General features: G+C 65.4%; 26 protein-coding genes. 7 read left to right on the top strand and 19 right to left on the bottom strand.

What is annotated here, in order from left to right:
• Window positions 1–3 precede the first annotated feature (3 nt).
• The 7 genes from ACZLIF_RS07695 to grxD form a co-directional block, all read right to left on the bottom strand.
• Entirely contained in the window at window positions 4–1,191 is a 1,188-nt protein-coding gene (locus tag ACZLIF_RS07695; RefSeq protein WP_239519813.1) for a PilW family protein, read from the bottom strand.
• Window positions 1,191–1,658, bottom strand: a complete 468-nt coding sequence (pilV, locus tag ACZLIF_RS07690; RefSeq protein ID WP_128989567.1) for a type IV pilus modification protein PilV — start codon at window positions 1,656–1,658, stop codon at window positions 1,191–1,193. Before pilV ends, ACZLIF_RS07695 begins: the two co-directional genes overlap by 1 nt.
• Window positions 1,655–2,173 (bottom strand): GspH/FimT family pseudopilin, encoded by a 519-nt coding sequence (locus ACZLIF_RS07685; protein ID WP_065181387.1) that lies wholly within the window; start codon window positions 2,171–2,173, stop codon window positions 1,655–1,657. Before ACZLIF_RS07685 ends, pilV begins: the two co-directional genes overlap by 4 nt.
• Window positions 2,174–2,335: 162 nt before the next feature.
• Complete coding sequence (gene ppnN, locus ACZLIF_RS07680; RefSeq protein WP_053516614.1) at window positions 2,336–3,724, bottom strand: nucleotide 5'-monophosphate nucleosidase PpnN; 1,389 nt, start codon at window positions 3,722–3,724, stop codon at window positions 2,336–2,338.
• A gap of 252 nt (window positions 3,725–3,976) precedes the next feature.
• Window positions 3,977–7,210 carry a TonB-dependent receptor gene (locus ACZLIF_RS07675; protein ID WP_128989565.1) on the bottom strand — a complete coding sequence of 1,078 codons (3,234 nt, stop codon included), beginning with the start codon at window positions 7,208–7,210 and terminating at the stop codon, window positions 3,977–3,979.
• 235 nt (window positions 7,211–7,445) lie between these two features.
• Complete coding sequence (locus tag ACZLIF_RS07670; RefSeq protein WP_128989563.1) at window positions 7,446–8,222, bottom strand: SDR family NAD(P)-dependent oxidoreductase; 777 nt, start codon at window positions 8,220–8,222, stop codon at window positions 7,446–7,448.
• Window positions 8,219–8,539, bottom strand: coding sequence for a Grx4 family monothiol glutaredoxin (gene grxD / locus ACZLIF_RS07665; RefSeq protein ID WP_053516610.1), 321 nt, complete (start codon window positions 8,537–8,539; stop codon window positions 8,219–8,221). The genes ACZLIF_RS07670 and grxD overlap by 4 nt, the downstream gene beginning before the upstream one ends.
• A gap of 121 nt (window positions 8,540–8,660) precedes the next feature.
• Between grxD and ACZLIF_RS07660 the strand changes: the two genes are divergently transcribed.
• Window positions 8,661–9,239, top strand: a complete 579-nt coding sequence (locus tag ACZLIF_RS07660) for a superoxide dismutase (protein WP_128989561.1) — start codon at window positions 8,661–8,663, stop codon at window positions 9,237–9,239.
• A 58-nt stretch (window positions 9,240–9,297) separates the two neighbouring features.
• On the opposite strand, the gene ACZLIF_RS07655 is transcribed toward ACZLIF_RS07660, so the two are convergent.
• From ACZLIF_RS07655 to purE, 3 genes are all read right to left on the bottom strand, one after another.
• Window positions 9,298–9,639, bottom strand: coding sequence for a carboxymuconolactone decarboxylase family protein (locus tag ACZLIF_RS07655; RefSeq protein WP_111186039.1), 342 nt, complete (start codon window positions 9,637–9,639; stop codon window positions 9,298–9,300).
• A 97-nt stretch (window positions 9,640–9,736) separates the two neighbouring features.
• Window positions 9,737–10,882, bottom strand: a complete 1,146-nt coding sequence (locus ACZLIF_RS07650; RefSeq protein WP_128989559.1) for a 5-(carboxyamino)imidazole ribonucleotide synthase — start codon at window positions 10,880–10,882, stop codon at window positions 9,737–9,739.
• Window positions 10,879–11,382 carry a 5-(carboxyamino)imidazole ribonucleotide mutase gene (gene purE / locus ACZLIF_RS07645; RefSeq protein WP_053516607.1) on the bottom strand — a complete coding sequence of 168 codons (504 nt, stop codon included), beginning with the start codon at window positions 11,380–11,382 and terminating at the stop codon, window positions 10,879–10,881. Before purE ends, ACZLIF_RS07650 begins: the two co-directional genes overlap by 4 nt.
• 58 nt (window positions 11,383–11,440) lie before the next feature.
• Here purE and ACZLIF_RS07640 point away from each other — a divergent pair, with 58 nt between their 5' ends.
• The 4 genes from ACZLIF_RS07640 (at window position 11,441) to ACZLIF_RS07625 (ending at window position 14,132) form a co-directional block, all read left to right on the top strand.
• The gene (locus tag ACZLIF_RS07640) at window positions 11,441–11,710 is read left to right on the top strand and encodes a Trm112 family protein (RefSeq protein ID WP_005408847.1); all 270 of its coding nucleotides are present in this window, start codon (window positions 11,441–11,443) and stop codon (window positions 11,708–11,710) included.
• On the top strand, window positions 11,707–12,558 hold the full coding sequence (nadC, locus tag ACZLIF_RS07635) for a carboxylating nicotinate-nucleotide diphosphorylase (RefSeq protein ID WP_111186038.1): 852 nt from the start codon (window positions 11,707–11,709) through the stop codon (window positions 12,556–12,558). The genes ACZLIF_RS07640 and nadC overlap by 4 nt, the downstream gene beginning before the upstream one ends.
• Before the next feature lie 168 nt (window positions 12,559–12,726).
• Window positions 12,727–13,713, top strand: a complete 987-nt coding sequence (locus ACZLIF_RS07630) for a DUF2272 domain-containing protein (protein WP_053516604.1) — start codon at window positions 12,727–12,729, stop codon at window positions 13,711–13,713.
• 68 nt (window positions 13,714–13,781) lie between these two features.
• Window positions 13,782–14,132, top strand: coding sequence for a DUF3301 domain-containing protein (locus tag ACZLIF_RS07625; protein WP_053516603.1), 351 nt, complete (start codon window positions 13,782–13,784; stop codon window positions 14,130–14,132).
• A 116-nt stretch (window positions 14,133–14,248) separates the two neighbouring features.
• On the opposite strand, the gene ACZLIF_RS07620 is transcribed toward ACZLIF_RS07625, so the two are convergent.
• The 7 genes from ACZLIF_RS07620 to ACZLIF_RS07590 all read right to left on the bottom strand — a co-directional run bounded on the left by ACZLIF_RS07620 (window position 14,249) and on the right by ACZLIF_RS07590 (window position 20,300).
• Window positions 14,249–14,701, bottom strand: coding sequence for a ClpXP protease specificity-enhancing factor (locus tag ACZLIF_RS07620; RefSeq protein WP_053516602.1), 453 nt, complete (start codon window positions 14,699–14,701; stop codon window positions 14,249–14,251).
• 85 nt (window positions 14,702–14,786) lie between these two features.
• Window positions 14,787–15,422: a glutathione S-transferase N-terminal domain-containing protein gene (locus tag ACZLIF_RS07615; protein ID WP_053516601.1), complete on the bottom strand. Its 636-nt coding sequence runs from the start codon at window positions 15,420–15,422 to the stop codon at window positions 14,787–14,789.
• Between the two features lie 134 nt (window positions 15,423–15,556).
• Window positions 15,557–16,306: a cytochrome c1 gene (locus ACZLIF_RS07610; protein ID WP_053516600.1), complete on the bottom strand. Its 750-nt coding sequence runs from the start codon at window positions 16,304–16,306 to the stop codon at window positions 15,557–15,559.
• Window positions 16,299–17,558, bottom strand: a complete 1,260-nt coding sequence (locus tag ACZLIF_RS07605) for a cytochrome b (RefSeq protein WP_053516598.1) — start codon at window positions 17,556–17,558, stop codon at window positions 16,299–16,301. Before ACZLIF_RS07605 ends, ACZLIF_RS07610 begins: the two co-directional genes overlap by 8 nt.
• Window positions 17,558–18,178: a ubiquinol-cytochrome c reductase iron-sulfur subunit gene (gene petA, locus ACZLIF_RS07600; protein WP_053516597.1), complete on the bottom strand. Its 621-nt coding sequence runs from the start codon at window positions 18,176–18,178 to the stop codon at window positions 17,558–17,560. The genes ACZLIF_RS07605 and petA overlap by 1 nt, the downstream gene beginning before the upstream one ends.
• Before the next feature lie 189 nt (window positions 18,179–18,367).
• Complete coding sequence (locus ACZLIF_RS07595; RefSeq protein WP_128989557.1) at window positions 18,368–19,285, bottom strand: lytic transglycosylase domain-containing protein; 918 nt, start codon at window positions 19,283–19,285, stop codon at window positions 18,368–18,370.
• Window positions 19,286–19,331: 46 nt separating this feature from the next.
• Window positions 19,332–20,300, bottom strand: coding sequence for a helix-turn-helix transcriptional regulator (locus ACZLIF_RS07590; protein ID WP_128989555.1), 969 nt, complete (start codon window positions 20,298–20,300; stop codon window positions 19,332–19,334).
• A gap of 81 nt (window positions 20,301–20,381) precedes the next feature.
• Here ACZLIF_RS07590 and ACZLIF_RS07585 point away from each other — a divergent pair, with 81 nt between their 5' ends.
• Entirely contained in the window at window positions 20,382–21,002 is a 621-nt protein-coding gene (locus tag ACZLIF_RS07585) for a glutathione S-transferase family protein (protein WP_128989553.1), read from the top strand.
• A 141-nt stretch (window positions 21,003–21,143) separates the two neighbouring features.
• A complete protein-coding gene (miaB, locus tag ACZLIF_RS07580; RefSeq protein WP_065176220.1) occupies window positions 21,144–22,565 on the top strand; it encodes a tRNA (N6-isopentenyl adenosine(37)-C2)-methylthiotransferase MiaB in 1,422 nt (473 codons plus the stop codon).
• 245 nt (window positions 22,566–22,810) lie between these two features.
• Here miaB and ACZLIF_RS07575 read toward each other — a convergent pair whose 3' ends face one another.
• Together ACZLIF_RS07575 and ACZLIF_RS07570 are read right to left on the bottom strand one after the other, a co-directional pair.
• The gene (locus ACZLIF_RS07575; RefSeq protein WP_128989551.1) at window positions 22,811–24,367 is read right to left on the bottom strand and encodes a hypothetical protein; all 1,557 of its coding nucleotides are present in this window, start codon (window positions 24,365–24,367) and stop codon (window positions 22,811–22,813) included.
• Window positions 24,364–25,698, bottom strand: a complete 1,335-nt coding sequence (locus ACZLIF_RS07570; protein ID WP_478462490.1) for a phospholipase D-like domain-containing protein — start codon at window positions 25,696–25,698, stop codon at window positions 24,364–24,366. Before ACZLIF_RS07570 ends, ACZLIF_RS07575 begins: the two co-directional genes overlap by 4 nt.
• Between the last annotated feature and the right edge of the window lie 17 nt (window positions 25,699–25,715).

Genomic DNA, 25,715 nt, shown 5'->3' with positions numbered 1-25,715 from the left:
GCCTCAGTTGCCGAAGAGGCGATTGCGGAGGGCGATGGTGGTCTGGTAAACAGCGCGCATGCGGCCGTCCTCGGGCGCGGTGAACGTCACGCCCATCGAGGTCAGTACCGCATTCTGGTCGGCCTGAGGGGCGGCCGAGGGATCGGGACTGGCCATCACCAGGCCCATCTGCACGGCGCCCACGCGCCGCCAGGCGTTGATGTTGGGATTGGCCGATGCCTGCACGGTGGCAGCGGTACCCTGGCGATCAATGAAGCCGGTCGGGTAGGCACTGGTCAGGCGACGATCCTGGCCGTACAGCAGCTGCATGTTCTCCACACCCTCCACCAGGGCCTCAGGCGCGCCGGCGACCAGCGCACCGTTGGGCGTGGCGTTGAAACGCACACGGTACAGTGAGGAACGTGCGCTGGCAGCGTCGTAGCCCACGTAGTACACAGCGCTTTCCGCACGATGCAGCATCGCCTGGCCTGCGGTCACCGGACGGATGAAGTTGCTCGCATTGTTCGGTGCATCGCCGAAGGTGATCGTGCCCCCTGCCTTGTCGATGCTGCGCGCCTGGAAAACGGTGGCGCTGGCGCAGTCGGCAGCGCCGTACAGCCCCGAATCGGCAACGCCACTCTGCAGGACGGCGAGTCGCGCCTTGTCGAAACTGAAAACCGGCTGCGCGACGGTACCGCCGGAAGCCGTGACCGGCACGCCGTCCGGCATCAGGTATCGCAGGGCGACGATGTCGCTGCCGTTGACCCGGTTGGGCAGCGCCGCAGCGAATTCATCGGGCAATGCGGGCGTGTACGCGGTGCCGCCCGTCGCCGGAGTGGCCGGCAGCGTCACCGCATCGCCGGGTGCCGTATCGGTCGCCTCGTAGCCCTGGATGGATCGCTGGAAGTCCAGCGCCGGATGAGGCGTGGCCGCGAACGTCGTAAACAGCGAGACGCCATCCGGCGACTGCCGGGCCTGATCGTTGACGCAGCCGAAATGACCTGCCATGCGCAGTTCGCGCTGCAGGGTATCCATGGCGAAGCGACTGTTCTCCTGCACGCGCGCCAGGCCATCGGACAGCTGATAGGCAGCACGCGAGGCCGCGAACACCTGGACGACACCAAGCATGACGATCACGCCGATGGTCAGCGCGATCATCAGTTCGACCATGGACAGGCCGGCCATGCGACGGGCCGGGGAATACACACGCATCACAGGCGGCTCCCGGCACTGAAGGTGGTATCGCTGGCGTCCGCGTTCCATCGCTCGTCACCCCACGTCACGCTGACCGTGTACTGGGTACCGGCACGTGCGACCTTGGCCGTGGCCCCGTCCCCCAGCGCCTTGCCGAGACGACAGGTCCAGTCCAGGGTGAACGCGTCCTTGCCGATGTCGTTGCCGACCGGTGGCAGGCAGTTCTTGGCCGCGGTGGTCGCGGTGTAGTCGCCCACGTAGGACGGTGCCATCGAGCGGTTCATCCGCAGCTGATCAAGCATTTCGTAGGTCAGGTTGGTCGCCTGGGTGCGATAGTTGGCGCTCTGCACGAAGCGCACGTTCATCGTCTGCAGCAGTGCGAAACCCAGCAAACCTACCCCCAGCACCAGGATCGCGATCAATACCTCGATCAGGCTGAAGCCGCCCTGTGCGTTGCGCGGGGAACGGAAACGGGACGTTCTCACTTGCAGTCCTCCTTCAACAGACGCACCTGCCCGGTCGGGGACAGGCGCAGCGTGCGCTGCAGCGGCTGCTTGCCGCAGTTGTCCGGGCGCAGCGTCAGGTCGAGCGTGGCATTGGCGCGATTGCGGCCCCGCGGGTCGAAACTCACCGACAGGTCGGGCGTACCGACGGCGACCAGCGCCGAACGTCCGGGGCTGTAGCGCAGGACGGTTTCGCCGGCACTGAGCGCGCCGTCGCCGTTGCTGTCGGCCCAGACCAGCCAGCCATCGGTCCAGCTGTCGCCATCACAGGACGTGCCTCCGGCAGAGGCACACACCCCGCCGCCCCTGCGGTTCTTCACCGCTTCACTGCGGGCCAGCGCCATCGACGCGATGAGGTCATTGCTGGTGGTGGCGATGCGGTTGGAGCGGATGGTGCTCTGGAAGCTCGGAAACGCGATCGTCGCCAGCACGCCCAGCACGACCACCGCGATCATCAACTCAACCAGCGTGAAGCCGTTCTGCCGGCGCAAAGACATGTGGACGCTCCCCAGCGTATTGATCGCCACCATGGGCCATCACCCTGCCGCCAGCAAGCGGCGGCAGGATGAACGGTCAATCCGGGGCGACGGGCGTCAAACGCTTGACGAACCGCCCTTCCCCACCGCTGCCGGCGCGATCCCCATCGCGCCGGCACGGTCTCAGGCCAGCACCTGGTAACAGGGCTGGTACTCGCCGGAGATCTTCATCCGGCGCTGCTCGACGAAGGCGCGCAGCAGCGCGTCCAGGGCCTGCATCATGTCCGGGTCACCGTGGATCTGGAACGGCCCGAACTGCTCGATGCGGCGCATGCCATCCTCCTTCACATTGCCGGCAACGATGCCGGAGAAGGCACGACGCAGGTCCGCCGCAAGGGCATGCGGCGCACGCCCATGGTGCAGATCCAGTGCAGCCATGGCCTCATGCGTCGGCACGAAGGGCTGCTGGTACTCCCACGGAATCTCGATGGACCAGTTGAAGAAGAACGAATCCTTCTGCGCCAGGCGATGCTCGCGCACGCGCTTGATGCCGGCGGACATCTTCCTGGCCACGGCAACCGGGTCGCCGATGATGATCTCGTAACGCTCGGCGGCAGCATCGCCCAGGGTCAGCCGGATGAAGCGGTCGATCTGCTCGAAATACGGTGCAGCCACGGTCGGGCCGGTCAGGATCAGCGGGAACGGCAGGTCCTTGTTCTCGTCGCGCAACAGGATACCGAGCAGGTACAGGATCTCCTCGGCGGTGCCGACACCACCGGCAAACACGATGATGCCGTGACCGATGCGGACGAACGCCTCCAGGCGCTTCTCGATGTCCGGCATGATCACCAGGTGGTTGACGATCGGGTTGGGCGATTCGGCGGCGATGATGCCCGGCTCGGTCAGGCCGATGTAGCGCGTCACCGTCTTGCGCTGTTTGGCGTGGGCGATCGTGGCCCCCTTCATCGGGCCCTTCATCGCACCCGGTCCGCAGCCGGTGCAGATGTCCAGGCCGCGCAGGCCCAGCTCGTAGCCTACCTGCTTGGTGTACAGGTATTCATCGCGCGAGATCGAGTGACCGCCCCAGCAGACCACCAGGTTCGGGTCACCGGGGTTGAGGATGCGCGCGTTGCGCAGCAGGCCGAACACCGCGTTGGTGATGCCTTCGGAGGACTCCAGTTCGGCCGCGTAGGCCGGGCCCATCTCGATGGCCATGTAGGCGAGGTCGCGGACCACGGCAAACAGCAGCTCGGCCACGCCGCGGATGATTTCGCCATCGACGAAGGCCATCGCCGGCGCATTGACCAGGTCGATGCGCACACCGCGATCCTGCTGCGCGACCTGGATGTCGAAGTCGGGATAGAGATCGCGCGCCGCGCGCGGATCATCCGATGCGCTGCCGCTGGTCAGCACGGCCAGCGCGCAGCGGCGCAGCAGCTCGTGCATGCCGCCGCCGGAGGCGTCGCGCAGGCGCGCCACCTCTGCCCGCGACAGCACATCCAGCCCACCGCGCGGGTAGATCCGCGCGTCCTGCACCGGCAGCGCACGGGCTGCCTTTTCGTTCGTGGTCATATCCAACGTTTCGCTTCCTTCAAGGTTTCCGACTGTACTGCCGCCCCCTTAAAAAGCAAAACGGCCGGGAATCCCGACCGTTGGATGTGTGCTGACCGCGTTCGCCATTCCGGGACCGCATCTGCGGCGTCGGCGCCGCGCACGAAACCGGATGCTACGCCGATGTCGTGACCACTGCAAGAACTTTCACCCGAACGGGAAACGGCCGGGTTGCCCCGGCCGTTTCCGTCTACTGCGTGATGTTCCGACGGATCAGAACTTGTACTTCAGGGTCAGCTGCATCGACCAGCGCGACACGGCAGTGTTGCCCTTGTCGTTGTTGTTTTCCTGGATCGCGGGGTTGTCGGTGGAACCGGTGAACGAGTACACGTACTTGCCGGTCGCCGGGTCGATACCCGCGTAGTTGGCGACGCGACGGGTAGCGTAGAAGCCGTAGTCGTCGATCAGGCCCCACTTCTTGTTCAGCAGGTTGCCGACATTCATGATGTCCAGCGCGATCTCACCCTTGTGGCTCTTCACGAAGCCCGGGAACTCCTGGCTGATGCGGACGTCGAAGGTGTTGATCCACTTGGCACGGTGCGAGTTGGCCGGGACCACGCTGCCACGGTAGGCATCGAGCTCCGGATTCTGCGCCAGCCAGTTGAAGAAGTCCTGCTCCATCTGCGCGCTCTGCACGAAGCGACCGCCGACCACCGAACCGAACAGCACGTCACCCGGGCCGCTCGGCACATAGAACAGGTCGTTGGTGGTAGCACCGTCGCCGTTGGCATCGTTGTAGAAGATGTAGCTGTACGGACGGCCCGAACGACCTTCGTAGAACAGGCCGACGCGGGTGGCGTTGTCACCGAAGAAGTTGTGCTTCCACTCCAGGGTGCCGGTGATGCGGTCCTTGATCGCATAACGCGAGTCGTAGGCCACGTCTTCGTTGGCATTGAAGATCAGCGTGTTGTTCCAGTTCGAGGTGTTCTGCGAGCTGGTCAGCGGGCTGACTTCCTTGGACTTGGTATAGGTGTAACCCAGCGACCAGCCCCAGTTCTCGGTCAGCGGCTTGGCCAGCGAGAAGGTAGCCTGGGTACCACGACCCTTGTCGGTGTTGCGCATGACCAGCACGTCGCCGATGTCGCTCGGACGGTTGGCACGGTCGGTGGCACGGTTGGTGCCGGTGGTCATGCCGAAGTTGGTGCCACCCGACATGCGGCTGTTTGCCGGATTACGGCCATTCGCATCCCAGTAGATCGCACGACCGTCCTGGCCGTAAGCGGTCGGCGCCGAAACGTCGAGACGGTCGAAGTAGATACCGTCCTTGACCTTGGTCATCAGCACTTCGGCCGACGCCACGATGCCGTACCACGGCAGCTCATGGTCGAACGCCAGGTTGGCCTTCCACACCGACGGCAGGCGGGTGCCCGGGGCGATGATGTCGACGTTCTGGCGCGCAGCTGCGGGGCCACCAGCCGGAATGTACGGATTGTTGCCGTCCGGGGTGAAGCCGCTGGTCAGGTTGCGCTCGTCGTACTCGATGTAGTTCAGGCCGGTATTCTGGTAGGCACCCGCCAGCCACACGTTCGGGGCAGCGCCACCGAACAGGCCCACGCCACCACGCAGCTGGGTCGGGCGCTCGCTGTCGAAGGTGTAGTTGAAGCCGACGCGCGGCTGCACCAGGTTCTTGTCGACCAGCTGGGTGTTGTTGTAGCCGTAGAGCTGCTCGATGCGCGGGTTGTACAGGCGCTGGCTGCTGAAGTCAGGCATGTCGACGCGGACACCGAACATCAGGCTGAGGTTGTAGTTGATCGCCCAGGTATCCTGGACGAACACACCGGTGTTCTTCAGGGTGAAGTCTGCCGGGATATCACTGCGGCTGCCGCCGGCGCGCGGGGCACGCAGCTGGTAGCGCGCGATGCGACCGTTCAGGAAGTCCTCGACGCTGTTGAACTCGTAGACGCCGTTGAGGTTGCGGCCGTAGAAGTTCATCAGGTCGTTCTTCGAGTAATCGAAGCCGAACTTGACGGTGTGATCGCCGATGTACCAGGTACCGGCACCGAAGGCGCTCAGTTCCTTCGATTCCACGATGTTGACGTGCGTGTTCTGCTCGGTACCGACGTACAGCGAGTCGTTACCCGAACGGATGCGGATCTGCGGCATGTCGACCAGCGGAACGCGGTTGGCCGAGTAATCCTTGTGCGAGACCTTGAACTCGGTCGAGAAGTTCTCGGACCAGTCGCTGAACAGTTCGCCCATCCAGGTTTCGTATTCGGTCGGCTGCTGGTACCAGAAGTTGCTCAGCGAGATCGCACTGGTGCTGACCTGCGGGAAGCGGACGACGTTCTGCTCCATCTTGTTGTAGCGCAGGGCCGCACGGTGGTTTTCATTGATGTTCCAGTCCAGCTTGACCGCGTACTCTTCGATTTCGGTCTTGCTGTTCGGTGCCGTCAGGCTGCCCGGGTCATAGCCAAGTCCACCCAGGAAATTCTGGACGTCGGTGATCTGCTGCTGGGTGATGGTGCCCTTGCCGATCGGGGTGTCGCTCAGGCTGATGCCAGCGGCCGAACGCTCGTACTTCTCGTAGTTGCTGAAGAAGAACAGCTTGTCCTTGACGATCGGGCCGCCGAAGGTCATGCCGTAGGTCTTCTCGTCCTCGAAGCCGTTGAACTTCTCGCCACGCAGTTCCTCGCGGACCATGTCCTTGTCGCGGTAGGAACCGTAGACAGTGCCATGGAACTCGTTGGTACCCGACTTGGTCACGGCATTGATCACCGCACCGGTACCACCGGCGATGGTGGTGTCGTAGTTCGCGAGATCGATGTTGATTTCCTGGATGGCATCCATCGACACCGGCTGACGCTCGGTCGGCAGGTTGTTGGAGCCCAGGCCGAACGGATCGGAGGCACTGATGCCGTCGATACGGATCGCGTTGTAGCGGGTGTTCTGACCGCCAGCCGAGATCGCGCCGTCAGCCTTGCTGACCTGCGAGATGCGCGGGTCCAGGCGGATGTAGTCCTGGATGTTGCGGTTGGCCGACGGCAGCGCGTCCATCGTTTCGCGGGTCACGTTCGAGCCGGTACCCATCTTGGTGGCGCTGAAGATGTCCAGGCCGCCCGCGGTGGCGACAACGTTCACGGCGTCCAGGTTGGTGGCCGCCACGTCGCCGGTCAGGTTGGCATTGACGGTGTTGACCTGGTTCAGGTTCAGGTAGACACCCTCTTCGGTCTTGGTGCCTTCACCCGGCTTGGTGATGGTGATGGTGTACGGACCACCCACGCGCAGGCCGCGCGCGTTGTAACGACCCGACGCATCGGTCGTGGCGCGCGAAACGGTGCCCGACTCGGTGTGGGTGATGGTGACTTCAGCACCGGCGACAGGCTGGCCTGCGGCGGACACGACCTGGCCGCCGACACCTGCAGAGGTGCTCTGGGCGAAGGCGGGAGCGGCAGCAAGTGCGGCCACGAGACCAAGGGTGAGCTTGGACATCCGGAGTGGGTGGGTCATCTAGGGTAGCCTCGATACGAGTTGGCGATGGCGGAAAAAAAAAGGCGCATCCAAGCGGCCTTGCGGGTGGCCGACTGGACAGTGATCTGGGGTTCCCGACCGTGTTGGCTGAAGGCAGCCATAACGGTTAACACTAGATTAACACGCTACGCCATCAATGTGACGGTTGTGCGACAAACGGCACCGGATCGCAACGCAATCATGACGGGATCTTCATCCCGCCTTACGTCGCCCTTCACCCTGCCGGGCGTGCGCTGCCTGCATCCAGGATCTGCCCCCGCCAGGCCGAGCCGGCGCTGGACAGCAGGGTCACGGCCGCGGCGGCGGCGGCCTCGGGCCCCTGCGCAGCCGGGTCCTGGTCGATCGAATAGGCGCGGGCGCGCAGGGCCGTGCGCAGGGGCCCCGGGTACAGCCCGCTGACCCGGACCGGACTGCGGCCCAGCTCATCATGCAGGCTGGCAATCAGGCCGCGCAGGCCATGCTGGGCGGCGCCATAGCCTCCCCAGTAGGCCTGCCCCACCCGTTCCGGGGCGTCGACCGTGAACACCAGCGCCGCGTCGTCGCGCTGGCGCAGCAGCGGCAGGCAGGCCTGCGCCAGCCAGGCGGGTGCGGTCAGGGTGACGTGGACGGCGCGGGCGAAACTTGCCGGGTCGGCCAGTTCGAACGGGGTCAAGCCCGGAAAGTGGGCGGCGCAGACAAGTAGCCCGTCCAGTCGCCCCAGCTCCGTCTGCAGCGCCTGGGCAAGGTCGGCATAGTCATCGGGACCGGCCCCTTCCAGATCCAGCGGATACAGCAGGGGCTCGGGACCGGCTGCCTGCACCTGGGCGTAGACCCGGTCCAGCCGGCGCGGCTTGCGCCCCAGCAGGACCACGGTCGCGCCTGCGCTGGCGGCGGCCACCGCGGCGGCACTTCCGAGGCCACCACCGGCACCGGCCACCAGCACCACGCGGTCCTGCAACGGACGGCCATCGAGCGCCCCGTTGGTCGGTGACGTCGATGGCTGCGCACTCATCCCAGGGTCGCCTCTTCGACGATGCGCTTGAGCTCGCCGGATTCGAACAGCTCCATGATGATGTCGCAGCCGCCGATCAGCTCGCCGTTGATGAACAGCTGCGGAAACGTCGGCAGGTTGGAAAAACGCGGCAGGTTCGCGCGGATTTCCGGCTCCTCCAGCACGTTGACGGTGCGCAGGGAGACGGCGCCGGCAGCCATCAGCGCCTGTACGGCGCGGCTGGAGAAGCCGCACGTCGGGTATTGCGGGGTGCCCTTCATGAACAGCACGAGCGGGTAACGATCGACCTCGGCCTGGATTTGCTGCATTACCGCCACAACCACACTCCTTGCTTCGCCGGACAAACCGACCGCGATGGTCGGCTAGACTGCCCAAGGTAGCCGCCATTGTAAGCGGATGGAACCGGCTGCCGCCGCCCCTCTGGCCACGAACCTGTCCATGCCCGTCGAACTGCCTGCCCTGCCCTACCTGTCCGGCTCCCTGCAGCCCCATCTTTCCGCGCAGACCGTGGAACTGCATCACGGCGGGCACCACCGTGCCTACGTCGATACGGTCAATGCAGGCATCCTTGGTACCGAATGGGAAGAGGCCTCGCTGGAGGAGATCGTCCGCCATGCCCAGGGCGCTCTGTTCGACGCCGCGGCCCAGGCCTGGAACCACGGGTTCTATTGGCAGTGCCTGCGCCCGCGCGGCGGCGGTGAGCCGCAGGGACGGCTGGGCGAGCTGGTCAAGCGCCAGTTTGGCGACGTGCAGCGCCTGCGCGAGGAGTTCAACCGCACCGCGCTGGGCCTGTTCGGCTCCGGCTGGGTGTGGCTGGTGCAGCATCCGGGCGGCCAGCTTGGCATCCAGGCCACCCGCAACGCCGGCACCCCGCTGACCGGCGACAGCACGCCGCTGCTGTGCTGCGACGTGTGGGAACACGCGTACTACACCGACTACCAGAACGACCGTGCACGCTACCTGGAGGCATTCTGGCAGCTGACCAACTGGGAATTCGCCGAGAGCCGGCTGCGCTGAGAGCATCCGCCGGGCGCGGCCCGGCAGCACCGGGCCATGCCTGGCGACACGGCGGGCATCAGGCGCTCTCGTGCGCCGCCACCGCATCCATGACCCGGGCCGAGTACACCAGTGCCGCACCGGCGTTGAGCGAAACTGCCACCCCGAGCGCCTCGGCGATCTCCTCACGGCTGGCGCCCTGCTTGAGCGCGGCATCGACGTGCACCGTGATGCAGCCATCGCAACGGGTGGTCACGGCGACCGCCAGCGCGATCAGCTCGCGGGTTTTTGCATCGAGATGGTGGGTCTGGGCACCGGCATTGGCCAGCGTGGCGTAGCCCTTGATGGTATCCGGCGAGAGCTTGCCGATCTCGCCGATACGGCCCTTCAGTTCCTTGCGATATGCGTTCCAGTCGAGCATGACAATGACTCCGGGGAAAGGAGCCTCACGCTATCACCCTGGATGATGCGCCGATGCGTGCATCGGCGCGCCACAGCGTTGCGCTTCCGCGTCGCGGTCAACCGCGCAGCGACCGCACGGCCGGTTCGACCTGCAACTGGCGCCCCAGTGCCTCGCCCACCTGTTCCAGCGCCGTGGCCAGTGCGCCGGCCTGGTCGTCGCGCAGCGTGGCGTGACCCACCTTGCGGCCGTCGCGGGGCTGCTTTCCATAATCGTGCCAATGGCCGCTGGCCTGGGCCAACACTGGCGCCGGGTCCGGCATCTCGCCCAGCCAGTTGAGCATGCAGGCGTGGCCGAGCATGCGGGTACTGCCCAGCGGCAGGCCGAGCACGGCACGAAGATGATTCTCGAACTGCGAGGTCTCGCTGCCTTCGATGGTCCAATGGCCGGAATTGTGCACGCGCGGCGCCATCTCGTTGGCCAGAAGTTCGCCGTCGCGGCAGAACAGCTCCAGGGCGAACACGCCCACGTACTGCAGATGTTCGGCAAGGCGACGGGCATAGCCGATGGCGGCGTCCTGTTCGGCGGCCGACAGCACGGCAGGCGCCACACTGGCCGACAGCACGCCATCCACATGCCAGTTGCCGGTCACCGGCCAGGCCTGGAAACCGCCGTCACGGCCGCGCACGGCCACCACGCTGACCTCGCGCTGGAAAGCCACGAAGCCCTCCAGGATCAGGCCGGTATGCTCGACCTGGGCGCCCAGGGCCTGCCAGGCAGCGTCGATGTCGGCTTCGCTGCGCAACCGGAACTGGCCCTTGCCGTCATAGCCGAGGCGACGGGTCTTGAGGATGCACGGCAGGCCGAACGCGGCCGCCTTCGCGGCGAGCTCCTCGCGGCTGCGGATATCGGCGAACGGCGGCAGCGGAATGCCCAGCTGCTGGAACAGTGTCTTCTCGCTCAGGCGGTCCTGCGCTACAGCCAGCGCTGCGGGCGGCGGATACACCGGCACCCGCTCGGCCAGCCACTGCGCACTGTCCGCGGGCACATTCTCGAAGTCGAATGTCACAACATCGACCTTGGCGGCGAAGTCCGCCAGCGCCTGGCGGTCATCGAAGGCACCGACGGTGAGCGGTGCCAGCGGCCCGCTGCAGGCGTCCGCCGCCGGATCGTACAGTTCGAAGCGCAGTCCCAGCGGCGCACCGGCCAGGACCATCATGCGGGCCAGCTGGCCGCCGCCGAGGATGCCGACAGTCAGGTTCATTGGCGCGGGTCGTCGTGGGCCATCACATCTTCGGTCTGGCGCGTGCGGAAGGCATCCAGCGCCTGGCCGATGGCCGGCTGGTCGCTGGCCAGCATCGCGGCGGCGAACAGCGCGGCGTTGGAGGCACCCGCATTGCCGATGGCGAAGGTAGCCACCGGAATGCCGGCCGGCATCTGCACGATCGACAGCAGCGAGTCCATGCCATTGAGCGCCTTGGACTGCACCGGTACGCCCAGCACCGGAACCGCGGTCTTGGCCGCGATCATGCCCGGCAGATGCGCGGCACCGCCGGCGCCGGCGATGATCGCGCGCAGGCCACGTCCGCCCGCCTGTTCGGCATAGCTGAACAACACATCCGGCGTCCGATGGGCGGACACCACCTTCACTTCAAACGGAACACCCAGGGCCTCAAGCTTCTGGGCGGCGTGCTGCATGGTTTCCCAGTCGGAGCGGGAACCCATGACGATGCCGACGAGCGGCGCGTTCGGATTGGGGGTCATTGGCCGTCACCTGCCTTAAAGACGTATTCTAGCCGTCTTCCACGCAAGACGAAGAACCATGGATCGCAAGCTGCTCGACCTGCTGGTGTCGCCGGACACCCGCCAGCCCTTGTCCCTGCTGGATGGCAAGGGCCTGGAAGCCCTCAACAAGGCGATTTCCGCCGGCGCGGTGAACAAGGCCGACGGCAACCCGCTGGCACAGCCGCTGCGCGAGGCCCTGGTCACCCGTGACCGCAAGCAGGTGTTCCGGGTCGACGACGGCATCCCGGTGCTGCTGGCCGAGGAGGCCATTCCAACCGCGCAGATCGCTGACTTCCCGGCCGCATGAGCATGCTGCCGACGCCGGATGCGGCCGTCGTCGCCGCCGATGTCGCCCGCGCACTGGCAGAAGATCTGGGCAGCGGCGACGTCACCGCCGCCCTGCTGCCCGACCAGGCTGACAGCGCCTACCTGCTGTGCAAACAGGATGCGGTGATTGCCGGCCGGCCGTGGTTCGATGCCACCCACCGCGCGCTCGACCCGGACGTGCGCATCGAATGGCGCATCGCCGAAGGCGAGTCCGTCACTGCTGGTACGGTACTTGCGCTGCTGCACGGCCGCAGCCGCAGCCTGGTCAGCGCCGAGCGCACGTCGCTGAACTTCCTGCAGACCCTGTCCGGCACCGCTACCACCACGGCACGCTACGTGGCCGCCGTGGCCGGCACCGGCACGCGCATTCTCGACACCCGCAAGACCCTGCCCGGCCTGCGCCTTGCACAGAAATACGCAGTGCGCTGCGGAGGCGGGGAAAACCATCGTTTCGGCCTGTACGACACGGTGATGCTGAAAGAAAACCATATCCGTGCCGCCGGTTCGCTGGCCGCTGCGGTGGCGGCCGCGCGTCGGCAATGGCCACGGTTACCACTGGTGGTCGAGGTCGAAGACCTGACCCAGCTCCGTCAGGCGCTGGAGTCCGGCTGCGAGCGCATCCTGCTCGATGATTTCAGCCCCGACCTGCGCCGTGAAGCCGTACGCATCACCGCCGGCCGCATTCCGCTGGAGGTGTCCGGCAGCGTCGGCCTTGGCGGCCTGCGCTCGATCGCGGAGGACGGCGTGGACTGCATCTCCATCGGCGGCCTGACCAAGCATGTACAGGCCATCGATCTGTCACTGAAGCTGGGCCCACCGCCGGGTTGAGGCCCGGTAACGCCTGACGCAACCGCGTTGCCCGCCGGGCATGGCCCGGCGCTACCGGACGCGTCATGCACTGGGGAGCGCCCGGCCATGACCGGCCGACATTGACGGATCCACCCGGCGTTCACGACGGCGCTGCGACGCTGCGCGCATCCCCCACTGGAGCCGCGCATGCGCCGGATGCTGTTGCCTGCCTGTCTGCTGCTCGCGTCAATGCCCTTGTCCGCCGCAGCGGCCGAGGCCTGTGATGTCCCGCCGCGCTTCGGCCTGAGCCCCTTGGCCATTGCCATCCGCAACGCGGCGTGCAACGAGCATCGGCTGTGGTTCCGCCCCTTCATCGACCGCGATGGCCGCGCCGCCAGCCTCAGCGTCACGGAAGCCGAGAACGAGCATCTGGCCGACAACGGCCTGATTGCCTGGCAGCGCGTCTCCCACTACTGGCGTGACAGCGGCACGCTCAACGCCATGGGCAGCATCGCCGGTGCCAGCAGTTGTGCCGCACCACTGGGCTCGCGCTATACCGACAGCGACTGCCGTGCCTTCCTGATCGACAATCCCTGGTCGGCTGCCTTCATTTCCTGGGTGATGGTGCGTGCCGGTGTCCCCGGCTTCAACACCTCGCCGCGCCACATCGACTACATCCGTGCTGCCTACCAGGGTGGCCCTTCCGGCGTGCCTTACCGGCTGGCCGATCCAGCCACGGCTAAGCCGGCCCCCGGTGATCTTCTGTGCTTCCTGCGCGACCGCAGCACCACGCTCAGCTACAGCGGACTGGTACAGGCGCTTGGCAATGGCTCGGTCGGCCATTGGAAGTCGCACTGCGAAGTGGTGGTCGCGGCCAATCTCGGCGGTGACCAGACCTTGTACCTGGTAGGCGGCAACGTCATGAACACCGTGGCGATGCGGCTGCTGCCGCTGGATCGGACCGGACTGATCCAGTTGCCTGCGGCCCGCGAACGCGACAGCACCGGCATCGAGCCCAGCTGCACGCCGGGGCGCGAGGACGAATGCAGTTTCAACCGCCAGGACTGGGCCGCACTGCTGCAGCTGACTGCGACCGCGCCGTTGATCGCACCGGCACCGGCAGCGGCAACGCCACCGATGACCACAGCGCCCGCAGTGCAGCCGGCTTCCGGTGATCCGCAGCGGATGAACTGAATCTTCTGCTTGATCCAGCAGGCATTCGCCGCCATCTTTGCCGCATCGACACCCGACGCCCTGGAACCATGCCCACCCTGCTGCTGTTGCTGATTGCCGGCGCCATCGTCTACTTCTTCTGGAACGCTGCCCGCTCCGCCGCCGAGCGCGCGGTCGAGCTGGGACGCAACGCCTGCCGCGCCGCCAATGTGCAGTGGCTGGACCAGGCGGTGCATGCCACCGGCCTGCGCCTGTCGCGCGGCGAGGATGGCCGGCTCGGTTTCGAGCGCACCTTCAAATTCGAGTATTCCTACGATGGCATCGATCGCCATGTGGGCCGGATGGTGCTGCGCGGCGATCAGCTGGTGTCGTTCACCGGCCCGGGCGCGGCGCGGATCAGCCAGATCCGGCCGGATGTGGACGATGCCGAGGATGTCTGATCCCGGACATCCACGCGTGGCGTGGATCTTCCTGATCCGGGATCGGTAGCGCCGGGCCATGCCCGGCGACCAGGTCTGTAGAACGGCAAGGCGCAAAGTTGCGCTGGATGCTCCTGTTACTTGACCACGCGCAGGTTCGGCCGGCCCTTCGGCGGCGGTCCTGCCGGCGGCGTATCCTCCGGCGGCGTGTCGTCGTCATGCAGCACTTCGTCGCCGGTCGACGCCGGTTCGCTGCCCGGAATGTCATCCGGCAGTGCCATGCCCTGCCCGGTCTCGCGGGCGTAGACGGCCAGCACGGCGCTGATCGGCACCTGCACCGGGTAGCTGGTACCGGAGAAGCGCGCCGAGAAGCTCACCATCTCGTTGTCGATCATCAGGCGCACTACCGCGCGTTCGGCGATGTTGAGCACCACTCTGCCATCCTTGACCGCCGAAGGCGGCACCTGCACGCCGGGGACGCCGGCGTCGACCAGGATGTGCGGGGTCAGCTGGTTGTCATTGATCCATTCCACCAGTGCCCGCAGCAGGTACGGGCGGTGGCTGGTCATGTGGAAGAAGTCTTCGGTCATGCGTGAAGTGTACGCGCCCGACGCCCCGACCGGGGCGGATCGCCTGCACGCCGGTCGGCGTGCAGACGGGAAAGCAGCGGCCGGCTCAGACGGGCAGGTCGCGCAGCTTCTTTTCCTGCTCGGTCAGGCTGCGCACGAACCCCGGGTGGCGGAAGATGCGGTTGCCGTAATCCTCGATGGCCTTGCCGTCCTTCGGCAACGGCACATCCAGTGACTGCAGGCGCCAGATGATCGGCGCCATCGCGCAGTCGGCCAGGCTCATTTCCGGGTTCAGGAAGAACTTGCTGGCCTTGAACAGCGGCAGCGACGCGGTCAGCAACTCCTTCAAGCGCTTGCGCCCGGCCTCGGCCTGGGTCTTGTTGCCCAGCTGGATCGCCTGCACCTGCGGCACCCAGTCGTGCTCGATGCGCAGCATCGCCAGGCGGATGCGTGCACGTGACAGCGGATCGACCGGCATCAGCGGCGGATGCGGATAGCGCTCGTCAAGGTACTCGCTCACCACCGAAGCGGCGTACAGCACCAGTTCGCGCTCGACCAGGGTCGGCACCGAATGGTACGGATTGAGGTCGATCAGGTCTTCGGGCGGATTCTGCGGATCGACCGCAACGAAATCGAACGTCACACCCTTGGCCGCAAGGACCAGGCGCACACGGTGGCACAGTACATCGTCGTTCGAGGAAAACAGCGTCAGTGTATTGCGCATGCGTACGCTCGCCGCCATCAAAGGCTCTCCTACGACAGGAGACCGCCTGCCGCATCGGCGCCGCCAGCACCGTGCCGGCGGTCGACTTCTCCCCGAGTGTGCAACCGACCATCACAAAAGCCAATAGGCCCAGTCAACGGCCGGCGGCAGAATCAGTGAACGTCCTTCCAGTATTCCTTCTTCAGCAGGTACACCAGGAAGGTCAACAGGGCCAGGAACAGGATCACCCACACGCCCAGCTGCTGCCGCTTGAGCGCGGCCGGTTCGCCGGCGTATTCGAGGAAGTTGGTGATGTCCCGCACGGCCTGGTCGTACTGGCCGGCATCAACCGAGCCGGGACTGTCGATGCGCAACCCGGTCACCGGCGGGTCCATGCCTGGCCCTTCGGCCTTGCCGTGCACGGCATGCTGCAGGCCCTGCATTTCCCAGAGCGGGTTGGGCATGGAGGCGTTGGCGAACAACGCGTTGTTCCAGCCCAGCGGGCGGCTGCTGTCGAGATAGAACGACTTGAGGTAGGTGTAGACCCAGTCGCTGCCCCGCACACGCGAGATCAGGCTCAGGTCCGGCGGCATCTTGCCGAACCACTTCTCGGCCTGCTCCTTGGGCATCGCCACCGGCACCGGATCGCCGATTGCCGCCCCGGTGAAGTTGAGGTTGTTCATCACCTCTTCCTCGGTCAGCCCCAGGTCCTGCGCCATCCGCGAGTAGCGCAGGTACTTCAGCGCGTGGCAGCTGGAGCAGTAGTTCATGTACAGCTGCGCGCCGCGCTGCAGCGATGCGCGGTCACCGAGGTCGTTGCCGGCCTGCAGCAGCTTGGTGCCGCCTTCGGCAGCGGTGGCCAGGAAACTGCCCAGCATCAGGGCGGCCGCGAGGGCCAGCCGGACCATCCAGCGCTCAGTCATGCGTGGTCACCCTCTCCGGTACCGGCTTGGTCTTGTCCAGCCTTGTCCATAGCGGCATGGTGATGAAGAACGCGAAGTACAGGAAGGTCAGCACCCGCCCGATGTAGGTCTCGTGCACGTCGGTACCCGGACCGGAGCCGATCACGCCCAGCCACACGAAGCACACGGCCAGCATGCCCAGCATCACCTTCGAGATCCAGCCGCGGTAACGCACCGACTTCACCCGCGCCTTGTCCAGCCAGGGCACCAGGAACAGGATGGCGATCGCCGAGAACATCACCAGCACGCCACCGAGCTTGTTCGGCACCACGCGCAGCATCGCGTAGTACGGGGTGTAGTACCACACCGGTTTGATGTGTTCCGGGGTCACCAGCCGGTTGGCCTCGGTGAAGTTGTCGTGCTCCAGGAACAGGCCACCAAAGCCGGGGGCGAAGAAGATGATGAAGGCGGCGATGATCAGCAGGAAGCCGGCGCCGACGCCATCCTTGAGCGTGTAATAAGGATGGAAGGGAATGCCATCGGCCGGTGCATTGGGCGACCAGCGGTTGCCCTTGGGCCCCTTCTTGATCTCCACGCCATCCGGGTTGTTGGACCCCACTTCATGCAGCGCGCCCAGGTGCAGCACCACCAGCAGCAGCAGCACCAGAGGCAGTGCGATCACGTGCAGCGCGAAGAAGCGGTTGAGCGTGGCATCGCTGGGCAGGTAATCGCCCATGATCCACTCGGTCAGGCCATTGCCGATCACCGGAATCGCGCCGAACAGCGAGATGATCACCTTGGCGCCCCAGAACGACATCTGGCCCCACGGCAGCACGTAGCCCATGAAGGCCTCGGCCATCAGCACCAGGTAGATCAGCATGCCCAGGATCCACACCAGCTCGCGCGGTTTCTGGTAACTGCCATACAGCAGCCCGCGGAACATGTGCAGGTAGACCACGATGAAGAACAGCGATGCACCGGTGGAGTGCATGTAACGGATCAGCCAGCCCCACTCGACATCACGCATGATGTATTCGATGGAGCCGAAGGCCTCCGCCGCGCTGGTCTTGTAGTGCATCGTCAGGAAGATGCCGGTGACGATCTGGTTGACCAGCACCAGCAGCGCCAGTGAACCGAAGTAGTACCAGATGTTGAAGTTCTTCGGCGCGTAGTACTCGCTGACGTGCTTGCGGTAGATCGGCATCAGCCCCGGCGCGCGGGCGTTGACCCAGTCGGCGACGCCTGTCGCGGTACGGCTCAGGATATTGGCCATCAGGCTGCCCCCTCCGGATCGACACCGATGATGAGCGTGTTGTCGTCCTGGTAGTGGTGCGGTGGCACCAGCAGGTTGATCGGCGCCGGCACGTCCTTGAAGACGCGGCCGGACATGTCGAAGCGCGACTTGTGGCAGGGGCAGAAGTAGCCGCCCTTCCACTGCGGGTCATACGGTTCGGGGCGGATCTCGGCCACCATCTCCGGCGAGCAGCCCAGATGCGTGCACAGGCCGACCAGTACCGACACATCGGGCTTGATCGAGCGCAGCTCGGGATTCTGCTTGAGCACGTAGGCGGGCTGCTGGTCCTTCTCGCCGGACTCCGGGTCCTTGAGGCGGTCGTCGAGCCCATGCAGCGCGTCGAGGATCGCCTTGGACCGTTTGACGATCCAGATGGGCTGGCCGCGCCATTCCACGATCAGGCGCTGGCCTTCCTGCAGGGCACTGATATCGGCCACCACCGGTGCTCCCGCGAGCTTCGCGCGGGCACTGGGGTTCCACGATTTGATGAAAGGAACTGCGGTGAATCCGACGCCGACGGCGCCAACCACGGCTGTGGTGGCAGTAAGAAAACGCCGACGTCCGGTATTGACTGGATCGTGTACCCCATCGTTGGCCATCCGGCACTCCGATATTGATTAGGTAGCTTTAAGGCTGCCAGCGGTCTGGTGGGGGCCAGAGCCGCATTGAATCATGGGCGAGTGTAGCGGAACCGTTACGCGCCACACAACGCATTGCAACAACTCTTTGTACCGTGTGCCGACCGGCAGCCGGCGATGGGCCGTCAGTCGGCACCGGCACCGGCCGGACTACTGGTGACTCAAGGCATTGCGGTAACGCTCGGCCAGCTGGCCCACCCGACGCACGTAGTACTGGGTTTCGCTGTAAGGGGGCACGCCACCATGGCGGTCGACCGCACCTTCCCCGGCGTTGTAACCGGCGGCGGCCAGGGTGAGGTTGCCGTTGAATCGCTTCAGTAGCCACGACAGGTACTGCACGCCGCCACGGATGTTCTGGCCCGCATCGTAGGAATCATTGACCCCGAAGCGCGCGGCAGTCGGCGGCATCAGCTGCATCAGGCCCTGCGCACCGGCACGGCTGAGTGCAGTCGGATTGTAGGCCGACTCGGCATGGATGATCGCCCGGACCACCGCCTCCTCCACGCCGAACTCGCGCGCGGCCGAAGCGATCTCGGTCTGGAAGGCCGTCGTGTTCAGACGCACGGTGCCGAAGTCCACGCGCGGGTTGGCCCCACAGGCGTAGCAGCGCTCCATGAAGCTGTAGCGGATGGTGCGCACCGGCCCGAGGTGGGCAACCTGGCTGGGCCGCGCACTGGTGTAGTGGCGCACCCCATCCTTCATATAGGAATAGACCTGGCCACTGACCATGCGCCCGGTGCGGGGCGTGCCGGCAGCAACTGCCGGAGTCGAAGCAGGCGCCGGTGCAGCCGGCACGGGCACGGCGGCACTGGCGGCCACCGCCACCGGATTGCGCTCGATGCTGGCCACTGTGGCCGGCACAGGCCTGGCAACAGTCGCTGCAGGGCGGGCCGGGCGGGCGGCCTCCCGGCTGTAGCTGATGGTGCTGCATTGGGCACCGGCCACACGCTTGCTCACATAGCTGGTGACCCCGTCTGCCCCCTGGCACTTGTACAGGGTGCCGGCGCTGGCCGGCGCAGCGGTCAGCGCAGCGATGATGATCGCCGTTGTCCCCAGTCTCCCCTTCATGGCCGCGAGTGTCCCAGCTTCGCCCCGCGTTGCCAAGCCGTGCGGCTCAGCCTGTGACGTCAGGCACAGCCAGCAGCTGCGCCAGCCCGCCCAGGCGCTGCGCCAGTTCCTGGCGCAGCGCCGGCGGCGTGGTCCACAGCTCCAGCGGCACCCGGTCGAGGCTGAGAATCTGCGCCAGCATCATGCCGCGGCTTTCCGCGCCCATGCGCAGCAGGCAGTGACCGGCACCATCGGCTTCGAGCACGCCACACCAGGGGGGAATGCGACCTTCCAGCTCGGTGTGGCTGCCGGCCAGGCGCAGCACCGCCTGCAGTGCGAACGGCGCCTGGCTGACCGCCTGCCGCACCATCACATCGGGCGGTGCGGGCGTGCGCCGATGCAGGCCGGGCTCGGCCAGCGCGCGCACCGCGCCCATCCGGTCCACCCGCAACGTGCGCCAGTCCTGGCGGCCCAGATCCCAGGCCAGCAGGTACCAGCGACGTCCGTAGTTGACCAGATGCTGGGCCTCGACCTCGCGCTGGGTCACCGCGTCCTGCGCGCTGCGGTACTCGAAGGCCAGCCGGGTTGCCTGGCGGCAATGCTGGGCCAGGCGCCCCAGCAGACGTGCATCGGTGGAAGGCAGATCCGACAGCGTCGCGGTGGCGGCGTGCACCTCGCCAGCCTGCTGGCGGCGGCGGGTCGGCACCAGTGGGTCGAGCTTGGACAGCAGACCGCGCGCGGTCTCGTCGATGCCGGCCACCGTGGCCGAGGCCGCACGCAGGGCGATGGCCAGGGTCGTCGCCTCCTCTTCGTCCAGCAGCATCGGCAGTACCGGTGCGCCCGCCCCCAGCTGATAGCCGCCCCCTACCCCGGCCGATGCCCTGACCGGATAGCCCAGCTCACGAAGGCGCTCGATGTCGCGGCGGATGCTGCGCCGGTCCACCCCCATGCGCTCGGCCAGTTCAGCCCCCGACCACTGTCGGCGGGCCTGCAGCAGGGCGATCAGGCGGAGCAGCCGATGGGCGGTATGGCGCATGAGGGATCGAGGACAGAAGTCGTCCGCAATAGTGCCCCAGCATGGGCCCCAGTTCACCCCTCTGCTGCAAGGAGCACTGCCATGACGTCCCGCCAGATCACCCTCTATCACGCTGCCCGTTCACGCTCGAGCGGCGCCGTGGCCCTGCTTGAAGCCCTGGGTGCCGACTACCGCCTGCATGTGCTGGACCTGAAAGCCGGCGCCAACCTGGCCCCGGCCTACCTGGCCATCAACCCGATGGGCAAAGTGCCGGCGATCATCCATGAGGGCGCGCTGGTGACCGAGCAGGTGGCGATCTACCTGTACCTGGCCGATCTCTACCCCGAAGCCGGCCTGGCGCCGCCGATCGGCTCGCCGCTGCGCGGCCCCTACCTGCGCTGGATGGCCTTCTACGGCGCCTGTTTCGAGCCGGCGATGATCGATCGCGCGATGCGCCGCGACCCGCCTCCGCAGTCGATGTCGCCCTACAACGACGCGGAAACCGTCCTGCAGGTGATCGAGGCGCAGCTGGCGCAGGGGCCTTACCTGCTGGGTGAGGAAATGAGCGCCGCCGACGTGCTGTGGGGCAATGCCCTGAAATGGACCACCGACTTCGGGCTGGTGCAGCCCGCCCCCGCCACGGCGGACTACATCGCCCGGATGGGCGCATTGACGGCCTTCGACCGGTCGCGGCAGATCGACGCGGAGCTAGTCGCGGCGTAAGGCCGTCCGCCAGGCGCGGCGGGATGCGGTAGCGCGGGGCCATGCCCCGCGAGCGCTTAGTGCTCAGCGCGGCAGGCGGCGGGAGGCGCAGGATGCGGGTAGAATTGCCCGCTTTCCCGCCACCCGAATGGATTAAGCGCCATGACCGGGACGCCAGACGTCTTTCCGCCCGCCACGCCGGGCGGCACCCCGCTCGTTGCCCTGCCCTCTGCTCCGCGCACGCCGGAGCAGATCAAGGGCAAGCTGTACATCAAGACCCACGGTTGCCAGATGAACGAGTACGACTCGGCCAAGATGGCCGACGTGCTCGCCGCCAGCGACGGCCTGGTGCTGACCGACACCCCGGAGGATGCCGACGTCATCCTGGTCAACACCTGCTCCATCCGCGAGAAGGCGCAGGAGAAGGTGTTCAGCCAGCTCGGCGTCTGGAAGGGGCTGAAGAATCAGGGCCGCGAGGTCATCATCGGCGTCGGTGGCTGCGTCGCTTCGCAGGAGGGCGAGGCCATCATCAAGCGCGCGCCGTTCGTGGACCTGGTGTTCGGCCCGCAGACCCTGCACCGGTTGCCGGAGCTGATCCGTGCGCGTCGCGAGCAGAAGCGACCGCAGGTGGACATCAGCTTCCCGGAAATCGAGAAGTTCGACCGCCTGCCGGAGCCGCGCGCTGAAGGCGCGTCGGCGTTCGTGTCGATCATGGAAGGCTGCTCGAAGTACTGCTCGTTCTGCGTGGTGCCCTACACCCGCGGCACCGAAGTCAGCCGTCCATTCGAGGACGTGGTGGTGGAAGTGGCACAGCTGGCCGCGCAGGGCGTACGCGAGATCAACCTGCTCGGCCAGAACGTCAACGCCTACCGTGGCCCGTATGGCGATGGCGAATTCGCCGATCTGGGCCTGTTGATCCGCACCATCGCCGAGATCGATGGCGTCGGCCGCATCCGCTTCACCACCTCGCACCCGCTGGAGTTCAGCGACTCGCTGGTGGACGCGTTCCGCGATGTGCCGCAGCTGGCCAACTTCCTGCATCTGCCGGTGCAGGCCGGCAGCGACCGCGTCCTGTCGGCGATGAAGCGCGGCTACACCGCGCTGGAGTTCAAGTCGAAGATCCGCAAGCTGCGCGCGGTGCGCCCGGACATCTCGATCAGTTCGGACTTCATCGTCGGCTTCCCCGGCGAGACCGAGGCGGACTTCGAGAAGACCATGAAGCTGATCGAGGACATCGGCTTCGACCACAGTTTCTCCTTCATCTATTCGCGTCGTCCGGGCACTCCGGCCGCCGACCTGGAAGACACGCTCAGCGATGCCGAGAAGCATGCGCGGCTGTCGCGCCTGCAGGAGCGCATCAACGCGCACGCCGCCGGCATTTCCGCAAAGATGGTCGGCACCGTGCAGACGGTGCTGGTGGAAGGTCCGTCGCGGAAGAACCCGAACGAGCTGACCGGCAAGACCGAGAACATGCGCTCGGTGAACTTCCCGGCGCCGGCACGCCTGATCGGTCAGTTCGTGGATGTGGTGATCACCGAGGCATTGACCAATTCGCTGCGCGGGCGGGTGGTGACGGAAGGCTGATCGCCGGAGTGGGGAAAGCCATGTACGGCTTGCCCCCCACGCAGCAGGCGTGGTGATTTTCTCACCACGCCACGCAGACCCTCTGTGCAGAAGGCTCTGCGTCACCTATCCACAGGTTGATTGCGCGTCGTTCCACAGTGATTGTGGAAAAGCGGTGGGTCTCAGGGGCGAGCCCGCCGGGCCTCGTTGCTGGCCGCAACCTTCGCTTAGCAGGTCTGCTCTGAGCCTCAGAAGCACGCACCGGGCTACTCGCTCAGGAATCCCAGCTTCGTCGTCCCGAATCCGTACCGGGTCTCCATCAGCTTCTTCGCCGGCCCCATACCCTCTACGATTACCTTGCCATCAGGCGTGCCACAGCGGGCTGCCAGCTGCGTCCTGCCGTACTGCAGTTCGGCTTCACGACTGCGTTTGGGACGGGGATCGGGCTCCCACCAGGGGAAATGGGCATACGGCTTGTTGGCCGAGACCTCATGGCGCCAGCACACGAACGAGAGCGTCTCGTTGCCTGCTGCGTCATAGTCGTAGACGCGGTAGGAGGTGTAGCCGCTGGTCAGCGGCGTAAGCTTCAACACACCCTTCTCTACGTATGCGCGCAGGTTCTCGGTGTAGCCACCACTATCGGGAACCGGGCCGAACAGGATCACCCGCGTGAGCCTGCCGTTTGCGTCGTAGTTTTCCTGGCGATTCAGATCCAGCGTGCGCCACTGGCGTTCGTGGGGCTGCTTGGCACCAGGTCCGAATACCTCGAAGATCCGTTGATGCGAACGATGGTAATACTCCCGGACGCGGGTGTAGTCGGTGATGCCCTCGAACAACCCCTTGGCGATTTCTGTTGGCACAGGTTCGCCGGGGAACCTGTATTTCAGCTTATTGGTGTGCTCTTTGCTGCGTTGTGCGAAGACAGCCGTGGCGTCCGATGGCGCTATGGAGAAGGAAGCACTTTCAACGCCACGAAGCCCACGCTTTTCACTGCCATGGAAGCGAATACCCACGACCCGCTTCAATTCAGCATCGTCGACATTGACGAAGCCACTCACAGTCCATGCACCATCGGCTGCCTCGGTTCCAAAGCCGGTGTCCTCGCGATTGGGATCCTCACCTGGCTTACGCGTGGCTTCCTTGATGACGTCGGAAGTCAGCGACCCATCCCGCCCATAGGTAAAGTACCAGGTCATTCTCCTCGAAGCCTTTTCACGTAACTGCGAGCACGTGAAGTCAGGAACATCCGAAACACTCATCCCGGAACTCTGATTGGCCACCTCTATGCGGCCATCATCATCATAGAGCGCACAGAACGTAGTCTCCCTATGCCCTTTCGCGTCAGTTGCATGAATCGACGTCAATTGACCTGACCCGTCATAGTCTAGCTCCTGCGTCTTGTAAAGCTCGAAATATGGATACACATGCCTGACTGCAGGGTGCAGGCTTTCAGGAGCCTGTGCGTCGATCAATTGGGACTCTCGCCTCTTCCATTGCTCGGCGCGACATATCCGTTGCCCTTGAACGCCTCTTTCCAAGTAGTAGACCGAACCACCACTCGAGTTGAATGGCTTATTGTGCAGGTCACTGACTTGGGGGCTAATATCAATTCGCACAAAGGGGGCAGCCGCGTTCGCACGATCAAGACTGGCGGCCACTGCAGACCCTCCACCAACCTCTCTCGGCGAGAACTTGAGCACTACTTCATTGCCGTAAATCGGCGCATTCTTCTCTTTTGACGAATCACAATAGGCAAGCGCAGTTTGTACGGCACACAGGCCACCTAGAACGAAGAATCCCCTCAACACTTGATACCCACTCATACCTGCTCTCCTTGTTCCCCGGGGACCTGCCGACTGGAGTAAGCCAGCTCAGTTGACCTATCCCTCTGAACAGGCGCGACTGCAATGATCTCGTTCGGCATCGCGGCAGCAGGGTCATCCATGCCGTTGCCCCAGAGCAGCGGCATGGTGACCCAGAAACCCTGAATGCCCTTGCGCTCTTCATTACCTCTCAGCGTCTTTGTCGCCCTTTCTGCATCGTGCCGACCCACGGCACCGGTCACGTAGTTGCTTACAACGCTTGGCTCCAGCATGAACTCTGGTTGCAGGTCCGCCGGCTGCGCGTACAGGATGCGTTTGACGTGCCCTTTGTCACTCAGACCTTCGGCGGGGAATCCATGAAGCACGGAGTCGTAGCGAGGGAACGAGTCACGGGGGACATTGGTGAATACACGTTCATAAGCGGCGGAATTTGAATCGGCAAGATTTCTGATGCTTCTCCACGTCTCGGCACTTGCTGGCCTGTCCACCGTCAAAGTTGGCACGTTCTTGTTGAACCACGGGTAGTAGCCCTTGGTCAACTCGGAGAACGCGAAGTGCTGATTCTCCTTTTCCGGCAGCTTTTGAATCTCCTGCCCCAGAAACTTCCTCCACAACTTCAACCGCAGCTCCCGCGCAAACGTTCGGGTTATTACCTGCACGCCGTTGCCCAGGTCCATCCGCTTCGCCTCGCCATCAACGATCACCGCAGCGATCTCGGTATCGCCCGTCCCCAGCAGGCTGCGGTCATTGCAGTTCGCGCTGCCGATGATCGCCACCGCGTCATCAACGATCAGCAGTTTGGAATGCACATAGCACTGCTCGGTCACCACATACAGGGAGGGGCCATGCTCGGAGCCGATCGTGTGCGGCGGCAGATGATCTTTTCTGCGCGTTTCGGCCAGCACGCCGTAGCTGCGCAGATTCATCACCGACAGGTATTCCTTCCAGCGCTCGGCCTTGACCTCGGCCTGCAGGTCGGCCTCCTCCACGCTGGCCTCGCGGATGTCCTTGTCACGTGCGATCAATGATCGGCAGATGCGCCGGATCAGGCTGTCGTCACCACGCAGCAGGGTCTGCTGCACCCAGTACTGCTGCTTCACCACGGCACCGTCCGCCGGGCTGCCCTCCGGGTGCACCGGCAGGGTGATGTACACATGGAAGCCCTGCCGGGCCAGGATCGCACGGCGGATGCGCGCGGCCAGGGCGGCCACCAGCGGGTTGCTGGCCGCCGACTTCACTCCCTGCCTGCGCTTCATCACATCCTGCACGATGTCGGCCCGGCCTACCGGGCCGCTCATGCCACTCATGGAATGCAGCCCCTGCTCGCTCAACGGCGTCAGCTCCAGGC

Source organism: Stenotrophomonas sp. 2201_Sma, from assembly GCF_056486685.1.
This window is presented reverse-complemented; position numbering and strand designations above follow the sequence as displayed.